At 65.5% G+C, this 22,045-nt stretch carries 11 protein-coding genes and 1 pseudogene; 10 read left to right on the top strand and 2 right to left on the bottom strand.

Translation table 11 applies throughout. The annotated features are described in order from the left end of the window. Positions 1-475: 475 nt before the first annotated feature. Positions 476-688, bottom strand: a complete 213-nt coding sequence (locus ACH4RC_RS40630) for a hypothetical protein (protein ID WP_398209775.1) — start codon at positions 686-688, stop codon at positions 476-478. A gap of 362 nt (positions 689-1,050) precedes the next feature. Between ACH4RC_RS40630 and ACH4RC_RS40635 the strand changes: the two genes are divergently transcribed. Then, positions 1,051-1,599: an HNH endonuclease gene (locus ACH4RC_RS40635; RefSeq protein WP_398209777.1), complete on the top strand. Its 549-nt coding sequence runs from the start codon at positions 1,051-1,053 to the stop codon at positions 1,597-1,599. A 133-nt stretch (positions 1,600-1,732) separates the two neighbouring features. Here the strand turns inward: ACH4RC_RS40635 and ACH4RC_RS40640 are convergent, their stop codons facing one another. After that, a complete protein-coding gene (locus tag ACH4RC_RS40640) occupies positions 1,733-1,894 on the bottom strand; it encodes a hypothetical protein (RefSeq protein WP_398209779.1) in 162 nt (53 codons plus the stop codon). Positions 1,895-3,443: 1,549 nt separating this feature from the next. On the opposite strand from ACH4RC_RS40640, the gene dpdE reads away from it, so the two are divergent. The 9 genes and pseudogenes from dpdE to ACH4RC_RS40685 form a co-directional block, all read left to right on the top strand. Beyond that, complete coding sequence (gene dpdE / locus ACH4RC_RS40645; RefSeq protein WP_398209781.1) at positions 3,444-6,854, top strand: protein DpdE; 3,411 nt, start codon at positions 3,444-3,446, stop codon at positions 6,852-6,854. Then, positions 6,851-9,457: a protein DpdF gene (gene dpdF, locus ACH4RC_RS40650; RefSeq protein WP_398209783.1), complete on the top strand. Its 2,607-nt coding sequence runs from the start codon at positions 6,851-6,853 to the stop codon at positions 9,455-9,457. The genes dpdE and dpdF overlap by 4 nt, the downstream gene beginning before the upstream one ends. Next, positions 9,457-10,380: a protein DpdG gene (dpdG, locus tag ACH4RC_RS40655; RefSeq protein ID WP_398209785.1), complete on the top strand. Its 924-nt coding sequence runs from the start codon at positions 9,457-9,459 to the stop codon at positions 10,378-10,380. The genes dpdF and dpdG overlap by 1 nt, the downstream gene beginning before the upstream one ends. Next, entirely contained in the window at positions 10,377-13,436 is a 3,060-nt protein-coding gene (dpdH, locus tag ACH4RC_RS40660; RefSeq protein ID WP_398209787.1) for a protein DpdH, read from the top strand. Before dpdG ends, dpdH begins: the two co-directional genes overlap by 4 nt. Continuing rightward, a complete protein-coding gene (locus tag ACH4RC_RS40665) occupies positions 13,433-14,143 on the top strand; it encodes a hypothetical protein (protein ID WP_398209789.1) in 711 nt (236 codons plus the stop codon). The genes dpdH and ACH4RC_RS40665 overlap by 4 nt, the downstream gene beginning before the upstream one ends. Further along, on the top strand, positions 14,140-18,624 hold the full coding sequence (gene dpdJ / locus ACH4RC_RS40670) for a protein DpdJ (RefSeq protein WP_398209791.1): 4,485 nt from the start codon (positions 14,140-14,142) through the stop codon (positions 18,622-18,624). Before ACH4RC_RS40665 ends, dpdJ begins: the two co-directional genes overlap by 4 nt. After that, entirely contained in the window at positions 18,621-19,133 is a 513-nt protein-coding gene (dpdK, locus tag ACH4RC_RS40675) for a phospholipase D-like domain-containing protein DpdK (protein ID WP_398209793.1), read from the top strand. The genes dpdJ and dpdK overlap by 4 nt, the downstream gene beginning before the upstream one ends. Further along, positions 19,130-21,349 (top strand): protein DpdD, encoded by a 2,220-nt coding sequence (gene dpdD / locus ACH4RC_RS40680; RefSeq protein WP_398209795.1) that lies wholly within the window; start codon positions 19,130-19,132, stop codon positions 21,347-21,349. The genes dpdK and dpdD overlap by 4 nt, the downstream gene beginning before the upstream one ends. Positions 21,350-21,380: 31 nt before the next feature. Continuing rightward, positions 21,381-21,539, top strand: a pseudogene (locus ACH4RC_RS40685) (IS5/IS1182 family transposase); the annotation flags it as partial. Between the last annotated feature and the right edge of the window lie 506 nt (positions 21,540-22,045).

Here is a 22,045-nt window from a genome sequence, read left to right on the forward strand (position 1 = left end):
GACCACTGCTCATCAGAAAGATCCCCACGCCCCACACAGTGATCATCACGGCAAGAGGCAAGGAACGGAACCCGGACCTAAAACACGGCCTAGTCGGCGAGCGTAGATGCCGCCTGAGGGCAGCATGAATGCCGAGAATGGCTTTGGTCAGCCAGGCGAGTCGCACCGTGCGGTCGAGGGCACCGCTCACTCCAGGCGTAGTAGCCCGACTCCGCGAGATTGCAAAATCTGGCAGGTCCGCTCCCCGCAGTGCCCCTCACCCGCCGTCAGGCGGGTGATTCTGAACCGTGCTTTGAGGAGGTCCCCTCTGGCCCGGCGCCAACTCTGCCGCCGGTTCCGGAGGCTGCTTCTGCCTCATGGAAGGCGCTGGTTACAGGCTCTATCGCAATCCACTGAGTTCGCCCTGTTCACAAGTGGTCCATGGTCTGGCGCTGATCACTGCGCCAGACCGTGGACAGGTAGCAGGCCAAGAAGTTCAGAGCAGGAACCAGTAGTTCCCACCCGCGACACCAACGGCAACGGCCAGGAGCGTGAGGAAGCCAGGTGAGACCGACAGGGACACGAACAGGCTGAAGTGCTTGCCGATGGTCACGCGCACGCATCGGGGCGTGCCTGCGAGTTGAACCTCGGAACTGACCAGGCCGTCCTTCTGGCTCTCGGTGGCAGACATGTCATGCTGGTGGTTCATGGGTAACCCCCTTCGTGGTGGGGCGTCGCTGCTCTCGTGGCCTAGGAACCTGATGACGGCGACGCCCTCACTCACCTCCACTGCTTGTGCAGAAGAGGACAAAAAGGGGCCCCACCATGGCATGCCACGGTGGGGCCCCTTAACGTTACTGCGACGTTAGCGAGTTACCGCTAAGTAGGTCAACTTAATGACCACCTAGGGGAGTTGGCGCCGCTCCTGGCTAAGACTCTCGACTTCAACGGTCGTAGGGTTCAGCCCTCCTTGGAGCTCGTAACACGATCTTGCGGTGCACTTCAGCGCCCAGCAACGCAGCGGCTGTCCACCAGGGGGGCCAGGGGGGCCAGACGGTCTACGCTCACGCCATGCCAGAAGGACGACCCGCGATGCCGGCCGAGTTGCGGCGAGCAGTGCTCATCGAAGCCGGCCACCGCTGCGCCGTACCCACCTGCCGAGCGCACCCTGTCGACATCGAGCACATCGACGACTGGGCCAAGGTGCAGGAGCACAAGTTTGAGAACTTGATCGCGCTCTGCCCGAACTGCCACCGTCGCAAGGGTAACGGTCCTGACCAGATCGACCGCAAGTCACTCCGCCAGTACAAGGCCAACCTGGCCGTACTGAACAGCCGCTACGGCGAACTCGAGCGACGCCTGATCGAGGCCTTCGCGGGACCCCTCCGAGCCAGCGGTATCCGCCAAGGACGGGTCAAGTTCCCTAACATCATGCTGGCCCACGGGTCCGGGCTGTCCATCTGGTACCTGATGCGGGACGGCTACTTGGTAAAGATCCCCTGGAACGGCACGGGCACGCCTCCCATGGTGGAGGTCTACCAGTTCACTCAAGCCGGCGCGGAGTTCGTGATGCGCTGGGCCGAGGCGCAGCCGCTCGACCCGCCGACGGGCGACGAATGATCCCCGCCTTGAACGTTCCCGACCCCGCCGACGAAGACTACTTCGACGTCATGGCCGTAGCGGACCTCCCTGAGAAACTGACCTTGTTCCAGCTCATGCCAGGGCGGACGGCTACTGCTAGGACGTAACGCGGTCATGTGGTGGCTTTCCTGAGGCGTCGCCAGCAGATGGGTGCGCAGCTCAGCGAGATGAAGGCGTTGTGGAGGTCGTGGCGTCGTTCCCAGCGGACGGCGAGTCGTTTGAACTGGTGGGGCAGGGCGAAGGTCTGCTCGACGACGTAGCGGAGTTTGCCCAAGCCGTGGATGTCGGGGTGGTCGCGTCGGGAGATGACAGGCTGGATGCCGCGTTGCGCAGTTCGCGGCGGTTGGGTTCGCTGTCGTAGCCCTTGTCGCCGAGCACGGCTTCGGGCCGCCTGCGGGGAGGGACGACGCGACCGGCAACGGGCGGGACGGTGTAGACGAGGGTCAGGGGCTGGGTGACGTCGTTGACGTTCGCTGCGGTAGTGAATGGCCTTGAGCGGGGTGCCTTTCCCGTCGCAGATCAGGTGGTGCTTGCTGCCGGTCTTGCGGCGGTTGATTGGCGACGGGCCCGTCGCGGCGCCCCCCTTCGCGTGTACGTGGGAGGCGTCCACGCATGCGCGGCTCCAGTCCAGTTCGCCGACCGAGTTCAGCTCCGACAGGAGTAGTTCCGGTGCAGTTGGTCGAAGACGCCCGCCTTCTGCCAGCGCTCCAGTCGACGCCAGCAGGTCTGCCCGGATCCACGGCCCAGCAGGGGTAGTTGCTGCCAGCGTCCCCGCCGCGCAGCGAGTGGGGCCCTCCCACGGCAGCCGTATAAAGGTCCCGGGTCGCGTTCCGAACAGTCCTTCGTCCTGACACCGTTGGCCAGTGACGCAGTGGGCGCACCGCGCCGGTCTCCTCGTGCGGCGTACCGTTGGCCATCGAGCGAGCAGCGCCCGACTCGCTCCGCTGCAACGTTCGAACACCTCGCCTACATCTGCCGTCTCAAGGGTCGCGTCGGCTTATCGGCCTGGCTCCAATCGCTCCCCGGGCGGTCCGTCTGCCTCCCGGCAGAGACACTGCTTCGGTGGAAACAGTCCATCGCCTTGCACGTGCCTCATAGATCGGTATTCCATGGTGATCGTGAACGGCACGATCGCCGCCAACGTGCGCTGAATATGCCGTAGGGGCGGGGCGGCGCGAGTCGGTACGCGACCGTGGTGACGTCGAGCGGGGCAGGGGGAGCTTCCGGCATGGTGAGCAGCATTTTTCCGTCGCGGGGCCGCGGCGGACCGGTACGCCCGGGCGGAGGCACTGTCAGTGGCTCCGTTTACGCTGCAACCAGCTGGATGTGAGCACCTTGTGAAGGAAGTGCAATGCCAAGGCCGAGCGTGGGGGAGATGTACTGCTTTGCTGGTTGTTGGAGGTGTGGGCGTGCCGTTTCACACAAGTGGGAAAGCTCCACATGCACCTGCTGTGAGGCCGTAGAGGAATCTGTGCAGCTGGCACACTGCACCGTTGCACATGTCCGTGCACCGACGCGTGGGCCGGTCGGCTATCCAGTACACCGACGCGGGTTTCTGTATCGTCAGTCGGCGCCGGGCAGCGGACACGTGCACCATGTGGGCGCCCCGCTCCGCACGGACGCGCAACTGCCTGCCGTTGCCTCCACCCAGCGCGTGCATCAGGACCTGCGTGTGCGCACTCCACGGCCGTCCCGGCAGCCCGGCGGAATGGCGCCGGGCCGCCTGCGCCCTCCTAACCTGCCGACGGTGCCTGCTTGCGCTGCTCTTTCGGAGCGTGCCTGTGACCGATGATGCTGTCCTGTGTCCCCGGTGCGGCGCCAAAATGGTCATGCAATTCGCATCGCGGGGACCTAACGCAGGCAACTGCTTCTGGGGCTGTTCACGGTTCCCGCAATGCCGTGGATCACGGGCCATCGACGGCGGCGCGGGCAAGGCGGCGCAGACCCGGCCCCGCACAGCGAAGGCGAGTCGTCCGGCGCGCAGCAGCGACACTTCCCGCGGCCTGTCGCTGCGCCGGGGCGACCTGCTCGTATCCAGCGTCAACACGCTCGGGGCAGGCAAACTCGTAGGCCAGGACGGCGATGGCCTGATCCTCGAGTACTTCGACACCCCAGGACAGCCTCCGGACGAGCGCAGTCGTCACACCGTCCCCAGGAAAGGGCTTAAGCGGTTCACGCTGGCACCCGAGACGCGGGTGTTCTGGCCCACGGGTGCCGAATGGCGCTCCGGGCGCGTCATCGAGGCCACAGCCCATCGGGACATCCATGTGCGGGCGCGCAACTGGGAGGGATACCTTGCCGAAGAGGACCTGTATGTCCGCTGGGACCAGCCGCTGACCGACCCCGTCGGCTTTGCCGGCGCCGGACTGCTGGAATCGCCTCTGCTGGCCGACATGCGGCGTCCCTTCCTGCAGAGCACCCTGACGCAGCGTTCGGCGGCCCATGGCATGCGCGGCGCCCTCTCGAGCGGTATCGAGTTGTACGAGCACCAGGTCGAGACCGTGTGGCGCGTGCTGCAGGACCCAGTGCAGCGCTACCTCCTGGCCGATGAGGTCGGTCTCGGCAAGACGATCGAGGCCGGCCTTGTCGTGCGAGAACTCCTGCTGGACCAGCCCGACCTCACCGTGCAACTGATTCTCCCGCCGTTCCTCGTGGAGCAATGGCGCCGCGAACTGTCAGGCAAGTTCCGCACCGGTGACTTCCCAGGCGCCCGCATCATGTACTCCCGCGACGACGCACCCGACACGTGGGTACCGGCTGATCTCGTCGTGGTCGATGAGGCGCACCATCTTGCCCGCCTGGCGCACAGCGAGCAGCCCGAACTGTCCAGCCGCTACACGCGCCTTGCCGAGGTTGCCACCGCTAGCCCGCGCTTGCTGCTGCTGTCGGCGACGCCCGCGCTGCACAACGAACGTGCCTTCCTGGCCATGCTTAAACTGCTCGACCCGGTCGTGTACCGGGACACGACGACCGAGGACCTGCGACGGCGCATGGAGGCGCGTTCCGCGCTGGGCCGGCTGTTCCTTGGACTACAGCCCCACTTTCCTGGCGTGCTGCTGAACAAGCGCCTCACGGAGATCGGCGCCGCGTTCCCTGAAGACGCTGAAGTCGCCGCCTTGATCGGTGAGGTCAGGCAGGCAGTCGCAGGGCCGGAACGGCATGCGTTGGCCGTTGCGATCGGCGCGCTGCGCACCTATGTGTCCGAGGTGTATCGGCTCCACCGCCGGATGCTGCGCACCCGTCGTACCGCTGCGCTGCACGAGTCGTACCGGGTCACCGGGCGTCTGCGCCCCCAGCAGGTGGTTCTTCCCTCGTCCGCTTTTGCCGGCCTTGCCTCCCTTTTGGACAACTGGCGCCAGGAGGCTCTTGCGGCTTGTGAGTACGACGAAGAGGCTCGCCGCGAGACAGCGTCGGCCTTCGCGACGGCCGTGGCATTGTCCCTGGACCCGGATGCCCTGTGCGCGTGGGCTCAGTCTCGAATGGCCGCCACGCCGGGCGAGCAGGACGCGCTCGACCGCATCGAGAGTGACCTGCGCTTCGTCAGCCGCCGCCGCGACATGGCACGCCCACTGGCCGACGCACTGACCTACCTGTTCAAAGCACGCGAGCGGGTGGTCGTCTTCTGCCCGACCCCGCAGTTGGCAGGGGAGTTGGCCGAGGCGTTCAAAGAAGTGCTTCCCGGGGCTGTCTACCAGCACCTGGCGAGCGACTCGCCCGCAGCCTCCGAGCAGGCAGTGCGGGATTTCGAGCAGAGCCGGACGGCAGCCGTCCTCGTTGCCGACCAATCAGCGGAAGAAGGACGCAACCTCCAGTTCGCCGATCTCCTCATCCACGTGGGCCTGCCGCCCAGGGCAAACCGCCTCGAACAGCGTATCGGCCGGTGTGACCGCTGGGACGCCCGGCGCGAAGGCGGCGCCTGGCGCTCCTACTGGGTGGCCGAGACGACCGACCCGCAGTCGTTTGCCGCAGCGTGGATGCAGATCCTCAGCGAAGGGTTCGCCGTCTTCGACACGTCGGTAGCCAGCCTGCAGCATGCGGTGGACGCCGCCACAGACGCCGCCTGGGACCTGCTGTTCGAGCACGGTGCCGATGCCGCACCCGACGCCATCCGCATGGTCCGCACCATGCTCGAGGACGAGGTCAAGCGCGTACAGGAACAGGACGCCCTGGACAGCATCGAAGCACCCGCTGACGAGCGCTCGGTGTACGGACGGATGATGGCATCGGAGAGCCAGGCAGCCTCGTTCGCCGACGTCACCGATGCACTGCTGTCCTCGCGGCGGGCGGCCGGGAACCTACGGTTTGCCCCTGCAGGCGACCCCGCCCATGCCATCGGCAGCTACGAACCCGTCAGCCGGCTGGCAGCCGGACACGTCCAGATGCCGCTGGTATCCGCAGCGCGACTGCAGCGCGACTTCGTGCCGCTCGCAGGACACCGCGGCACCTTCGTGCGCAGAGTGGCCGTCGAGCACGAAGACGTCCGCCTCTACCGCTACGGCGATCAGTTCATCGATGCCGTGTCCGACTTCCTGTGGAACGACGACCGGGGGAGAGCCTTCGGCCTGTGGCGGTGGATCCCCACCTGGCCCTACGCAGAGCGCCTTGCCTACCGCTTCGACTACGCCATCGAAGCGCAGCCGTTGCAGGGCAGCCCGGAAAGCGACCTGCTCGACCAACTTGCTGCAGCCTGGACCAGCGACCTGGTGGACTTGCCGTCGCTGCGACGCCGCGCCGACGCGCTCTTCCCGCCGCTCATTGCGACCGTGTGGACCGACGCAGATGGCACACCCATCACCGACGGGCGCCACCTCGACGCCCTGCAGGCGCGCTATGCCAAGCCGACGCCCGCAGAGCCCGGAGGCGACTACGCACTCAACTCAGAGCGCATCAAACACGCATACGCATTCATCCCGGCCGACCAATGGGAGACGCGCTGGCGAGCTGCTGAACACAGTGCCCAGCGCCTGGTCCACAGCAACGACGTCGTAGAGGCGACCCGCACCCGGGCCCTGGCCATGGCCGAGACCGACATCGCCACCCGACTGCGGCAGTTGAGACTGCGTGCCGCGCGATCGGAGGGAAACGAGCGCGCTGAACTGGAGGAAGAAGTGGAAACGGAAGCGCTGGCGGGCCAAGCGCTCATGGCAGCCCTCCAGACACCGTCGCTCCGCTTGGACAGCACCGGTGTGGTCGTGGTCTCGGGCCGCAGCCCGGAGCAGGACGGGTGCGTGTGACCGCTCAACTCGACATCATCCAGCGCATGGTCCTGGGAAAGGAGGTATCGACAGAACAGCTCACCGGCCCCCACCGCCGGTTCGCCGATGCCTGGCGCTCACCCCTTGCCGGGCCCGCCTTCAGCGGCGACATCGCCGCCCTGCTGGCTCAGATGCTCCGCCATCAAGCCGGCGTGACGGGCCAGCGCCACCACGAACTGGAGATCAACCTTCACGAACGCGGAATCGCCCTGCAGGCGCTCGAGCGAGCACACCTGCGTGTCGAACGGTTCGGCGCCACACGGCACACTGTGCGCCTCGGTGATGCCTGGACGCCCCACTGGCTCCATGGCGACCCCCGCTGGATCGATCTCGCCTGCACAAGCCCCGGTCCGTTCATCGGCACCGGCAACACCACGCTGGACACCAGCGCCCGCCCGAACAGCCCGGTGCCCGTCGATCCAGCCCTGCACGCAATCGCTCCCGATATCAACCACTACCGCTCACGCAGCCAGGCCAGCGCAGTGCGCACTGCTTCCCTGGCGGACCCGGCCTCCACCCTGCACGTCGTCCTGCCCACCGGCACGGGCAAATCTCTCGTCGGTCTGGCCCCTGGACTGCTTCGTGCGCGCGGAACCACCATCGTGGTGCTGCCCACCATCGCTCTGGCACTCGACCAGGAACGCCACCTACGCAAGCGATTCCCGGCGTCCGTACTCCCTCGCGAACTGGCCTATCACAGCGACCGCATCAGCGAGGAACGCGCAGCCATCAAGGAACGCCTGCGCGAGGGAACTCAGCGGATCCTTCTCACCTCGCCCGAAGCCCTCGTACGAGGATTCACCGCGACGCTGCGCACCCTTGCGGCAACTGGCCAACTCACCAACCTGGTCATCGACGAGGCACACCTGGTGCGCCTGTGGGGCCTGAGCTTTCGTCCCGAGTTCCAGATTGTCGCGTCACTCGTGGGCGAACTGCGAGAACTCGCCACCAGTGCCGGGCACCCCCCGCCACGCGTCACCCTCTTGTCCGCAACGCTGTCGGCACCCAGCCTTACACTCAACGACCGCCTCTTCGCCGGCAGCGCCGAGTCACTGTTCGTCGGATCGACCTTCCTGCGCTCCGAACTGCGCTACCTCCTGGGCACTACGACGTCCTCCGACGTCCGGATGGATCTTCTCACCGAGGCGATGCACCACCTCCCGCGGCCGGCGATCATCTACACCACCAAGAAGGAAGCCGCAAGGATCATCGCCGAGCGCCTGCGGGCTGCCGGGTTTGCACGCACCGCCGTCTTCCATGGAGACCTCGGTTCTGCCGAGCGTCTGGGCATCATGCGCGGATGGTCCGGCGACGACGGGCCGACCACGACCGACATCGTGGTCGGCACCAGCGCTTTTGGTCTGGGAGTGGACCAGAGCGACGTCCGTACCGTGGTGCATGCGTGCGTCCCTGCCTCGGTCGACCGCTTCTATCAGGAAGTCGGCCGCGCGGGACGCGACGGCCATGCGGCGCTGTCGGTGTGGCTTCCCGCCGTGCCTGACGAGGGCGAAGGCCAGCAAGTCGAAAACGCGACCGTGATCGGGGACGTCAAGGCCTGGAACCGATGGCAAGCCATGCGGGATCAGGACCGGTCCCCGAAGGAGGCGGGCAACGGTCTGGTCCTGGACACCACGGTGGTACCTGAGCACGGCGATGAGCCCTCGGACGCCAATCAACTGTGGAACCGCAACACGCTAGTCCTCATGGAACGCGCCAACCTCATCACCATCGCAAGGCTGGCCCCCCCGGTGGTCGAGCGCATACCCGGTGAGTCCGAGCAGGCATGGCAGGCACGGTTCGACGAGGAGTGGACTGCCTTCGTGAGCCACGTCCCGGTACGGCTCAGACCGCACGTGGCCAACCTGGACCGGAAGACTTTTGAGGCTGCCCTGCAGCGGATTCGCACGGAGATCAAGAACGCCGAAGCCGCCTCAACCGCGCGCATCACCCGCCTGCTGGCAAGAAGAGAATGCTGGGGACGCGTACTGAGCGAGGAGTACACCTACACGGATATAGGCGCGATGCGGGCCAGCCAGAACGTGGCGCCCGCGTGCTCCGGATGTCCTGCAGAGGGGCACGCGCACCGGCCCGCCTTGCACACCGTGCGTCCCCTCGTCGCAGAGGCGCTCATGCCCGATCTCGGCAGAAGCCCCAGCGCAGCCCTGGCGAACCTGGCCGCCGGTCACCGCAGCATTGTGGTCACCTACCCCAGCGGACGCCTCAGAACTGCCTTGAGCAGCCTCATCCAGTCATGCGTCACCAACGGCGTTCGCGGCATCGTCGCCCCGGCCGCGCTGCTTGGGCTCCCGGCCATCCGTACGGCCTCGCGGTTCGCCGACGAGGGCATGGTCGCCGTGGACCCCCTGCGTACCGGCGGGGTACCTGCGCGCCTCTCGGTGCCGAGTCTGATCCTGATGGACCACGGGCAGACGCCACCCCTTTCATGGCTCGCCCCCACCAGCGGACCGCTGCGCGTCGTAGTCGTCCCGGAAGACATGCCCGACCCGGCCTATCCAGATGCCCTCATCAAGAGCATCCGCAGCCCTCACTGGACCATTGACGACTTCCTCAGGAGACTCTGATGGCTGTCTTGAACCCACCGCGAAGCCTTCCGGCCCTTGGCCGCTCCATCGTCAACTTCCTCGCCGGGTCCCGACGGGCCTGGACCGAGGAAGAATTGATCGAGGCGTTCAGACCGCCAGGCCTGAACGAGGCAGTCTCCTCCGCTGAAGGTGTCTCGGACACCCTGTCCACCTTCCGGGCGATCGGGATGCTCTGCAGCGACACAGCCGGCGTGCTCACCGTGAGCGACACCGTCGCTGCCACGGGAGGCACCCTGTCGCCGGCGGCGTTCCGCCGGACACTCCAAAAGCATGCCCTCGATCTGGACCGTGACGGAGATCCGTGGCAGACCGGCCCAGGGGAGAGCCTCACCGGCGGGGCACGTGATCTGCTGAGAGCGATGTCGTGGTTCCTCGCGCAGGACGCGCTCGGGCGTCCCCTGTCGTGGACTGGCGGCATTCAGGACCTCCAGCACGCGCAATTCCCGGACCCGGATAATGACACCTGGGCCATCACCAACGACACACGCTGGGGTCCCAGCGCCCGATGGGGACAGGTACTTGGCCTTGCGGCACCTTCGCTCATACAGGCCAAATCAGGATTTGTGCCCCTTCCCGTCGTGGCGATGAACGACGTCTTGGACGAACTGCCTTCCGGAACGATGCCTATCGGCGACTTCCTAGGCCAGTTGGCGGCCAAACTGCCTGTGCTGCACGGCGGTCTCGTCCGCGCCTCCCTCGTGGCGTACCTCCCCGGCGGAGACCCCGACCCGGGCATCGCACAAGACTGCGCAGACAGTTCGGTCGGCCAGGCACTGCGCATCCTGCAGGACCGCGGTCGGCTCGTCTTCGACACCCTGCCGGACGCAGATGGCATCCGGCTGTCGCGATTCGACAGCCAACGCCAAACGCACGTCACCCTGGTTCGAGGAGGAAAGCGATGACCTGGCGGGGTACTCTTCCTGCTGCATGCTGGGAGGCCCGTGAGGCCCCAGCCATCATTCCGGTCGAGGCAGAGAGCACCTCTAACGGAGTCTTCCTCGCCACGCACACCTCGATCCCGATCCTCCTGCGCGACCGGGTGGACAGCGCTGTCGGCGGCACCATCGTCGACGAACACAACCTACGGCGCGCCGTCGAGGAACTGCCGCCGGACCAGCCCATCATCCCCATCCTCGGGAAGTCGGGCACAGGCAAGTCGCACCTGATCCGCTGGCTTCGCATCAACCTGAAGCCCAACGACGCGACCCGGCTGATCTTTGTCCCCAAACACCGCATGTCGCTGCGCGGGATCCTCGAACTCATCCTGGAACACGCCACCAGCGAACGCGCCGCGGAACTGCGCGCGAAGGTCGCTGCTGCTTCGGATGCTGCCGCGGACGAAACCACCGCACAACTCCGACTGCGCAACGAGTTGGCTGTCCTGGTCGAGACCCGCGGAGCAGACAAAGACGGCACACCCGAGGAGAACGATCTCCGCGCCTTCCTTGCCTCCGCGGAGGGCCTGCCCGCACTGCTGGGCGACCCCGTCTTTCGCAGACGATTGCTCGCCGACAACGGTCCCATCGCGCGTCTGGTCCGGGAAAAGCTCTCCGGCAAGGGCTCGGAGGACAAGGAGGACGCGTTCGGTTTCACCGCAACAGACCTGGACCTCTCGGTCGACGATGTCAGCAAGGCCGGCGCCGACGCCGCCAGTGTCGCCAGCGCACTCGCCAGCGATGCTCCCCTGCGGGACCTGGCAGCGAAGATGCTCAACGAGCAACTCGGACCGGCGGTCAGTGAGGTCTTCGGGATCGGGGGAGACGACCTCAAGCAACTCCTCGTCGAACTACGCCTCGACCTGCACAGGCAGGGACTGGAACTTCTCCTCCTGATCGAGGACTTCTCGATCTTCCAAGGCATCCAGGGCGGCCTCATCGACGCAATCACCCTGCTGCCCACCGAGACGCTCGCCCTGTGCCCGATGCGTGTCGTCATGGCCGTCACCACTGGCTACTTCGTCAACCAGATGCCGGAGACGGTGTACACGCGGACCTATAAGGTCTTCGATCTCGAACTTCCCGCGGACAGAACAGCCCCGTTCGACCCCGCACGGTTCGCCGCCCGGTACCTCAACGCGGTACGTGTCGGCTTCAAGGAGATCGACAAGCACCACACGGACGAACGCCCGGAGCCCAACCATTGTCTGCAATGCCCCGTCCGGGACAAGTGCCACCAGGCATTCGGGGAGGTTGCAGGCGTCGGCCTGTTTCCGTTCAGCAGGACGGCACTCGACCGGGCCATCCGCAGCCAGTCCAAGGGTGATGCCTTTGTCGCGCGCGACGTGCTGACCCGCGTCCTGCGCCCCGTCCTGCACCGCGACCAGACCGAACTCGACGAAGGCCGCTTTCCCAGCGCCGGATTCGAGAACGACTTCCACACCGGTGCGCTGGACACCCTCGACAACGTCGAGGACCAGGTCCGGCTGCGCACGCCAGGTGACCCCGCACTCTCCGAGCGCCGCGTACGGATGGTCCGCTTCTGGGGGCCGGGTCACGGACCGCAGAACCTTCACCCGACGATTCACGAAGCATTTGCCATCCCGCCCCTGCCGGACCTCATCACCGAGCAGCAGACCCACCCGCATGAGACGGTGCGGCCGGGTTCCATCCCGCCCTCAGACGAAACGGAAGAGCCCCCTGCGGGCTCGCCGTCTCCGCCCCCGTCGTCCCCGCCGCCGGCGGCTTCGAAGCCGCCTTTGGTCCGGGCCGTCGACGAATGGCACAAGACCGGCGAGCTTCTTCAGAGACACCGCAACGATCTCAGGAATATCGTGCACACCGCCGTCATCGGCTATCTGGGACTCGAAGACGGATACGGAGGCGACAACGGAGACTGGTCCAAGGGAGGGGCGGAACTTGCGCCGAGTTTTGATGCGAAGACTTCGATCGCACTGGACGGAAGTGCTCTGCAGACCGCGCTGATCTCGATCGACCACCGCAACATGGAGGACGTCCGAGTTCTTCGTGCGCTCGCCTGGGTGGACGCGAAGGAGTCCTGGGCGAACGTGCCGCATGGCGACGCACTGCAAAGCCTGTGCGTGACCAAAGTCCAGGCATGGGCGGACAGCGTGTCCGCTTCCCTCCTTCCCTCACAAGGTGACGACGCCGAGCTGGGCCGCCTTGCGCACGCCCTTCTGTCCGTCAGCAGGTCGCTCGGGATCGCCGACTCGTACAAGAGCGACGCACTCAGCCGGGTCAAGGCGCTCTTCGCCAGGCCGTCGAAGCTGGCCGATCCCGAGCAACGGCCCTACACACGGGGATTGCAGGACCGCTTCACCAGTGCTGACCCGAAGGCGGATCGCAACCTCCTTCAGCGACGACTGCTCCGCTTGACGTCCTACCGCCAGGGCACGGGCAAGCCGCTGGCCATTGACCTGCCGCGCCTTGTGCGTGCAATGCGCGACGACGCGGGTGAGGCGCCCTGGCCCGAGCACGTCCCCGAGCAGATTCGAAAAGTGGCGGACGGCATCAAAAAGCGAACCACCATGCTGGATCCGATGTTCGACGAAACCCGACGGCTGGTACCCGACGTGAGCGATCTCGGCGGCGACGTCGTCGAGGTGGCCCATGCCCTCAACACCCTGCTCTCCGACCTGGCAGCGCTTGCCCAGTCAGCCAACTCGATCAACGCGCCCGCCCTCCACAGCGCGGCGAAGTCGGTGAAAGCCGGTGATCTGAAGAAGGTGAAAGACCTGAGTGAGGGCTTTAGCGCCTGGCCCACCCTCACCACCGATCAGCGTCTGCGCCTGGTGACCCTGGACGAAGGGCCGGCCCTGCGCATCCGCGCGTGGCTCGACCCTGCGTTGGCTGCTGTGAAGGTGCTGGAGCAAAAGCTTCAGGCCGGACCCGCCTCGGAAGCTCAGCGTGAGTACGACGAGACCCTCCAGCGGCTCGTGGCCGGGCTGGAGACCTTGAGCCGTGAGGTCATGGACGTGGCTGGACCCGAGGGGGGCGCATGACGCTCATTGAACAAGTTCAGCGTCTGCGTGTGGCAGCGGTCGCTGCCCACGACGAGGACAAGATCAACCGCCGCACCGGCGAGTTGGCCGGACAGGCCGAGAACGTCGAGACCCTCATCGAGACGATCCAGCGCCTCAGCCGGGGCGTCGCCGAACTGCGCACAGCTCATGCTGCCTTGGACACGGACCTCGGTCCGCAGGCCGCCCAACTGGCCGTAGACCTGCACGCGCTCGCCGAAATGCTCCCCAGCCAGGACGCCGATGCCCCACTGCAAGCACTGAAGGCTCAGGTCAAGGCAGCCGATGGCTTCGTGAAGGGCCTTCGTAAGTCCGTTGAGCAGGCATGGACTGCTGAACGCAACCGTGAAGTGCCGGTGATCAATGAGGATCTCGTCGCTACGCTGAGCAAGAGCGGGATCGACGTGGAAGAGATCCGCATCAAGATCGAGAAGGCGCAAGGCGTGCTCAATGTCCTGAACAACCGCGTCGTCCCCGAGTCGGGTGACGTCGCCAGGCTGACCGCGGCGCTGGAGAGCCTCCAGGCATGCGGCAAGCAGATCTCCGTACTCGTTGACCCGATCCTCGCCCGAGTGATCATGGGCGCCCAGGAAGCCGCCGGGACGCCCTTGAACTCCTTCACCCCCGAGGTCCTTACCGGGCTGTCGAGGCTGGGAATCCTGGACCGCTTCTGGGTGAGGCTGCGGTGACTCCTGAGACCGAGAGTGAAATCCTCGGCGTCCTCGAAGCACACGAGGACCCTCTGCTGTCCTGGGGCGTTGTCGACGGCGGATTTACCGAAGACGAACTGCACACCCACATCGATGACGTCCTCATGCAGTGCGGCGAACTCGACACCGCCCAGGAGGCAATCGAGGCCCTTGAGGACAAGGGCCTGATCATCCGCGATGGTGCGGTCTCGCCGTCACGGTGGCGTACCCGCAACGGCGAGACACTGCGTCTGCTGGCCCGATTGCGCCAGATCTTCCCTTCCGGCGACCCCGCGGCCTGGCGCCAAGGCGCCGCGCTGGTCTCGGACTTCCGCTACGCGCGGCGCCCCCGCGCCTACCCCCGGCGCGACCAGTCCAGACACGCAGTCATCGACGGCACCGATGCACTCCACGACCTCTACCGCCAGGTCATCGATGCCATGACGCGGCGGGGGCCCCAACACGCAGACGTCAGCGGGTTCCAGGTCCGTGCCAGCCGCCAGATCTTCACGGCCCTGCAGTCCAACATCACCACCGCCACCGTCGTGGGTGCCGGCACCGGTAGCGGCAAGACACTCGCCTTCTACCTGCCGGCCTTCGCCTACCTGACGGGACTCCAGGACAAGTCGACATGGACACGTGCGCTGGCCGTCTACCCGCGCAACGAGCTTCTCAAGGACCAACTCAACACCGCTTTTGCGAACGCCCGGCGACTCGACCACCTGTGGACGAAGGCCAACGGTCGGCCCATGACCATCGGAGTACTCAACAAGGACACCCCAACCAGTACGAAGAGCCTGACAGCCTCCTATTCCACATGGACGAAACGGGCTGAAGGCTTTCAGTGCCCTCACTTCACCTGTCCCGGTGACGGATACACGGTGTGCGGGGGCACACTGTTCTGGTCCGAGCAGGACGCCAGGGCCAGAACGGAACGCCTGACCTGCAGCACCTGCAAGCGCGTGTTCGATGACTCCATGCTGGTCCTGACCCGGAACCGGATGCGCCAGCGGCCTCCGGACGTGCTGTTCACCACCACCGAGATGCTCAACCGCGGTCTGTCCGACCTGTCCCTGGGAACACTGTTCGGTGTCGGCGCGGCCAAGAAGCCCCGCTTGATGCTGCTCGACGAGATCCACACCTACAGCGGCACCACCGGCGCCCAGGCAGCCCTCGTCCTGCGACGCTGGCACCACTCGCTGCGCGGTCCGGTCACCTTCGTCGGCTTGTCCGCGACGCTGTCGAACGCCGTGCGCCACATGGCCGATCTGACGGGTGTTGACGACGGACTCGTCACCAACATCGAACCGGGCGCAGATGAGATGGAGTACGAGGGCGCCGAATACATGGTCGCCGTGCGCAGCGACCCCGCCAGCGGTGCCTCTGTGCTGTCCACCACCATTCAGACGGCAATGCTCCTCCCGCGCGTCCTCGACCACCCGGCAGGGCGCACATCCCAAGGACTTCTGGGCACCAAGGCGTTCGTCTTCACCGACGACCTCGACGTCACCAACCGGCTCTTCTTCTACCTCCTCGACGCGGAAGGCCAGCGCTACCGCGCCCCCCGTGCCCAGCAGTTCAAAGACCCCCTGGCATCCCTGCGACGTCCCGTACAAGACGGCGTCACCGACCAGCGGCGCGCTGGCCAGGTCTGGGACCTGCCGGTGAAACTGGGCCACAAACTCGACCGCCCAGGCCTCAACGTGAGCCGGACCACCTCGCAAGACGCGGGAGTCGACACCGCCTCCCAACTCGTCGTCGCAACTGCCTCGCTCGAGGTCGGCTTCGACGATCCGGACGTTGGCGCTGTGCTGCAGCACAAGGCGCCCCGCGGCGTCGCCGCATTCCTGCAGCGCAAGGGCCGAGCCGGGCGAAGCCGTCGCATGCGCCCGTACACCGTGGTGGTGCTCTCCGACTACGGACGCGACCGTGCCACCTACGAAGCCTGGGACGCGCTGTTCGATCCCGTCTTGCCTGAACTGGTACTTCCCATCCGCAACCGGGCAGTCCTGCGCATCCAAGCCACCCTGGCGATGCTTGACTGGCTGGCAGCACAACTGCAGCAGCCCGATCACCGGTACGCAAAGCTGTGGCGTGATTTGCAGGGTCGCGCCGATCCGGAGTACCCGGACAACCGCAAGGTTCAGAAGACTGCCGTCGCCATTCTGCGCGACCTGCTGCGCGATCCCGGCCGCCAGCGCAGCCTCCGTCTGTGGATCGAAGGCGCGCTCCAGGTTTCCGAGGAGTTGGCCGCCGAGATTCTGTGGCACCCCCCTCGCCCGCTCATCCTGGCGGCCGTGCCCACGCTGGCACGACGGCTGGACAGTGAGTGGGCCGTTGCGGAGGACCACACGTACGTCAAGGGCAAGGATTTGATGGGCAAGAATCCGCTGCCCGACTTCTTCCCCGAGAACCTCTTCAGCGAACTCGCACTTCCCGAAGGGTACGTGGTCATACCCCCGCAGCAGTCGTGGGAGAAGGAACCTGAACTGCAGGCGATGGGCCTGGCCCAGATGCTGCGCGAATACGCGCCCGGACGAGTGTCACGGCGCTTTGCCACCCGCAATCTCGAGCACCGGCACTGGATCCCCATTCCCTACGGGCAGCGCGAGACCGTTATGGACCTCGCCCCTGTCCTTCAGGCGCACCATCGGGAGGAGGCCGCCACCGTCGAAGTCGGCGGAGTCCCCACCCTCATCCCCATCGTCCGTCCCGACAGGGTGGAACTCCAACTCGCACCGCCAGAACTCAAGGATGCTTCCAACGCGGCCCTGCTCTGGCGATCCCAGTTCCTGGAGAGGGGCCTCGGCCTGGTCGCCCGCCTTCCCCTGTCGGACCCCATTGGCGGCCTCATCGATGAAGCACGCTTCTTCCTGCACGCTCAAAACGCCCACGTCGAGGTCCGCCGTCTTGCCGTCCAGAGCGAGGCCAGCCTGGTCTTCGCCCGTGGCGGTGAAGCCCGAGTCAAAGCACAGTTCTCGCTCGATGACGAGCGGATTGGTCTCGGAGCCACCTACGACGTGGACGGCCTACGCCTGACGATCACGGTGCCAGAGGTGATTGCACCACCCAGTGACATCGACCCAGCCCTGCGCAGCGCCTGGTTCCAGCACGTTCTGACGAACGACCCCGAACTACTGGAACAGATGAACAAGTTCCAGTTGGAATGGCTGCACCAGACCACCGAATGCATGCTGCTGATGTCCGCCGTGACCGACGGCACGCCGCTTCCCCACGCCTACCAGAGGGTGCGGGAAACCTTCGCCGATCGGTTGACGGACACCCTGAGGGCAATGTTCCGCAGCTCGGACGTCGAGGAGAGCGAATCTGCCACACTCGGCCGAGTGGGTGAACGACTGCGCCAACTCCTCGCCGACAAGGACATCGTCGCCCGCCTGGACCACCTGACGGATCAGGTATGGAACCCTGATCCCGCGCAGTTCCAAGCCTGGCTACGCCAGCGTGTCCTCGCCACGCTGGGACAGGCAGCCCTGTGGGCCGCCCGGGAGATCTGTCCCGAGCACGACCCCGAAGGCATCATCGTCGACATAGAGCCCGGCTACGCCCTCGACGGCACATGGCGCCGCGGCCAGGTCTGGCTCACCGAAGCCTCGATCGGAGGCGGCGGCTTCATCGAAGCGCTGGCGACGCGCGTGCGCCCTGACCCGCGGCGGTTCCTACGGCTGATCATGAGAGCCGTCCAGCCCTCCACCAGCGAACTGGTCGACGCACACATGCGGCGGATCGTGCGCTACACCACCGAGCGCAGCGACTGGCTCGACCTCGTTGCTGAATACCGAGGTTCGGCGACACAGGCAGACCGGGTGAAAAACCTTGACCGCATACGGGCGCAGTTGCGCGCCTCAGGTATCCACGGCGCGGAACAAGCCGTCGTCTCGAGCCTGGCAAACCGCCTGCTCCGGCCCGGATCGACCGCACAGACGGACCAGGCACTACGTACCCTCATCGACGAGTGGGAGATCCAAGAGCAACGTTTGGGCCTTGAAATCTCGCCGCGGACCTGGGCTTATCTGATGCGTCAGAGGCACGACTTGGACGCCGGGTTGAACCTGTCGGCGAACTCTTCGGACCGCCAACGTATCGACGCCATCCAGAGCGCCCTCTGGCCACGCGGATGGGCCATACGCTCCGGAGCACTGCAGTCGTGGAACCCCTACTTCGACAATTTGCCGGCCGCACCCGATTTGCTCCGGGGGCTGTTTACGTCAACAGCCGACCTCATCAGCGTGACAGATCCCGACGCGGTCACCCTAGTGCGCACACGCCTGGCCCAACAGGGATCTGCCCAACTCATCGCACCCCCCGAGGACGTACCCGTCCTGGCAGGCATGCTTGTGGATCTGTCGATCCGCGCCATCGAAACGGATTTCCTCCAGGTCTTCCCACGAGTCGTCGAGATCGACCACCGCTCCGAGGGCAGCGTCGTGGTCACCCTCGAACTTGCCGAGGTGTCCGCATGAGAAGGATCATCACCACCGGGGCTGGCGAGACTCGACAACTTACCGATCTGGTGCAGAACCTATTGGTGTCCGAGTTGCTGGCGCCGTCAAGTCGCTTGTGGGTACTGTCCCCGTGGATCTCCGACATTGTCGTCATCGACAATGCATCCGGACAGTTCAAGAGCGTGCTCCCCGCCTTGCCGGCCCGACCCATCCGGCTGACGGAAGTACTCATCGAACTCGCCCGCCGTGGCTCGGACGTCCGAGTGATCATGCGTGACGAGCCGCGCAACGTCGTCACAGGACAACGCCTCACCGACCTCGCCCCGGTGGGGCCACGGCCGACCCTGCTCATCCGGAAGACACTGCACGACAAGGGCATGGTGAGCGACCGATTCCATGTTCACGGCTCGATGAACTTCACCTTCTTCGGCCAGAGAGTGAACCAGGAAGGCGTCACCGTCGTATCCGACCCCGACCAGATCGCTCGCGCTTGGGTCGAATACCAGAACAGGTACCAATTGCCATGAGCGTCGACTTCAAGGAATTCTTCGGTCCAGGCAACGACATCACGCCCACACGGATAGAACCGAACCTACAACTCATCCTCGAGAACTTCATGGCAGGCATCCAGCAGCGCCAGATCGGATTCCTGCCACGCAGTTCTCACGGCCGTCTGTGGTGGTACGGGTTCGCGCCCACCCCGCGCCAGCAGCGCGAGACACTCGCCATCCTCGACAGTTGGATCGGCCCCACTTTCAGCGACCTGCCCCGCCACTGTGGTGCCCTCAACCCGGCTGATCCGTTCGACGCTGCACTGGCAAAGGCACCTGTCAAGCCACTGCGCTTTGAGGTGCTGCCCCGCCCGACAGCGGATTCGGAGGATTGGAAACACGCGCGAGGCCAGGTACGCGACGCCCTGCTGGTGCTCAGCAAACTCCTCAACGGCAGGCCGCCCTCGGAGTTCGACGCCCCCCGAACCACCGTCGAGGTCCTCGACGACCTCGGACACGCCATCGCTGCCCGTGACCGTACTGTCGCCTTGGCCTGCCTGCGCGAACTTGAGGCGACCGCCGATCTCGACCAGCCGAACCTGGCCTTCCTGCGACTGCGACTGTTCGCTGGACTCGATGATTGGAAGGCCGTTCTCGAGGACCGGGATCTCGACCACGTCCTCGCCATGCGTCGTCCCTTGAGCGTCACTCAAGTGATCCAGCAGGCGGTTTACGCCAGATGGTTCGCCTCGCACGACGCAGCAGGCGCAGAGAATGAACTACTCAGTGCTGTTGCCGCGCTCCCCGCGGCATTCCGGCCCCTGTTCTCGGGCACACCGAAAACGAGTCGGGCGCAGGCTGTCGTGGAGTTCCTCATCGCGGTCGAAGAGGACGCGGGAGACGACACTCTCAACCGACTCCTCGACGAAGCCGGCACGGTCGAACCCGGCCTCCCCGCCCATCTGCGCAACGTGCTGCACCTGCACCGGGAACAAACCCCTCAGCCCACCACCCCGTCGGAGCCACCCGCCCCCCTGGACCAGCCCGGCGCTCCAAGCGAATCGCCCCTGGAGCGCGCGACCGGGATGATGGCGCGGGGCGAACTGCAGGCAGCCATCGAACTCGTGCTGACACTCGAACCGAGCCTCCACGCGGCATACCTGCTCCTGACCTGTGCACGCGACCTGCAGTCACCACAGCAAGCAGCATTGGTGCTTGAGTACGTCTCCACGCATCACCTGCATGGCTTGATCGGCGGAGCGAGTGCACGCCTGCGCGATGATCTTGCCTGGCTGGAGCAGTTCACCCAAGACGGATCCCACGTGGATTGGCGCACCTGGCTGGACGCTCTGGAAGGCGACCATGGCAGCGCAGCACTGGCGGCCGGCCCCGAAATAACTGACGCCTGGACGCCACTGAGCAACAGCGCACTGACCGCATGGCTTCACGATGCATCCGACGAGGTACTCGGCAAACTCGGTGAGATCGGAGGCCAGTTCATGGCGGCGCACCGCGACATCTTCACTGAAGATGGAGCGGCCGAACTCAGCGAACGTGTCCTTGCCGGTCTCGCGCTGAGCGGCAAGAATTCGGCTGGCGTTCGGGTGCAGACCCAAGCCCTACTGGACTACCTGCTGTCTGCCAACCCGACATCCGAGGTGCTCGCCTCAGCGCTCGAGTGGACCGATCTCATCATCTCCGCGAACGTCTCAGCTGTAACGACGACGTGGGCGATCGACATACTGCAGACGGCGACAGCTACATCGGCGGCGGCAACGAGTCCCGTCACTGTTGATTTCTTCTACAAGATCACCAACACGGTAAGGCCGTTTAAGACGGCACTGGACCCAACCGACATTGAGGCTATCAAGCTCATAGCCGACGAACTGGGAGTCGGCGTCCCGGAAGACTTGCTTGCCGAGCAAGTACAGGACACCGACCCTGGAGCGCCGTACCGCTACCTGCAGGACTCAAAGGTGGTGCTGTATTCCCTGACCGAGTCGGCCACTATCCGGGCGGCACAGGTGCTGCGCTTTCTGGTACCCAAGATCGACGTCGAGACGAGCGCCGAATACGACGGCAGCAGCAAACTTGCCGCACAGGCAGCGACCGCTGACGTCTTCGTCGTGGTGACAGCATCGGCGAAGCATGCCGCCACCGACTTCATTACTGCCAAGCGGGGAACGCGACCAGTCGTGTTCGTCAACTCTCGCGGCTCGTCTGCTATCTTGCGCGAACTCGCGGAAGGTTGAGTCAGTCGCACTCTTCGTCTGGAAGTAGGGACACAACGCCTCCAACCGTAAGGTCCGCGCCCGCGTCGAACACGTCTTCGCCCCGATCGAGACCTGGAAGATTCTTCGCGACTTCCGCCTGAAGGGAGAGGGAGTTCACCACGTCACGCATGGCCTCGTCCGCCTGTATAACCTCGACTTCGCCGGGTGATGCAAAAGCCAGCAGCTCACTCAGTGCGTCATGAATCATTTGCAGAGTAGGCCTTAGTGGAGAGGGATGGGGCCATCGGGAAGCCCCCTCTACGTAGCCTGAGGCGATGGGGGCGACTCCCTCCGGCGAGACTTCACGGTAACGGGAATTGAGTTCGCCGAGTCCCCACCTGGCATGTGTCCGAGAAGTTGCCTGAAGCGCATCGGACTCGTCAGAACTGATCCTCGCAATCAATACGTGTTAAATGGTGTGGCGGTCGTGCTCCCAACAGTTGGGGTCCTGTGTTCCAATCCACAGAGAGTGGTCGAATCGGGAGAACTCGGCTTCGGATTCCTCGCGGCCGCCATAGAAGTTCTGGTAGGTACCGGTCGTTTCGGGGATCTGGAGCAGGTGCTCGGCGCGGCGGAAGCCTTTCTCGGCATGGCCACCTTCTCGTGCTTGCTTCGACCAGCAACACCGGATCGCCCCGCTCCAGTCCGTATCAGCGGCCGTCGGACATCCCTGGA

This window comes from Streptomyces sp. NPDC016845, from assembly GCF_044332585.1.
Taxonomy (GTDB): Bacteria; Actinomycetota; Actinomycetes; order Streptomycetales; family Streptomycetaceae; genus Streptomyces.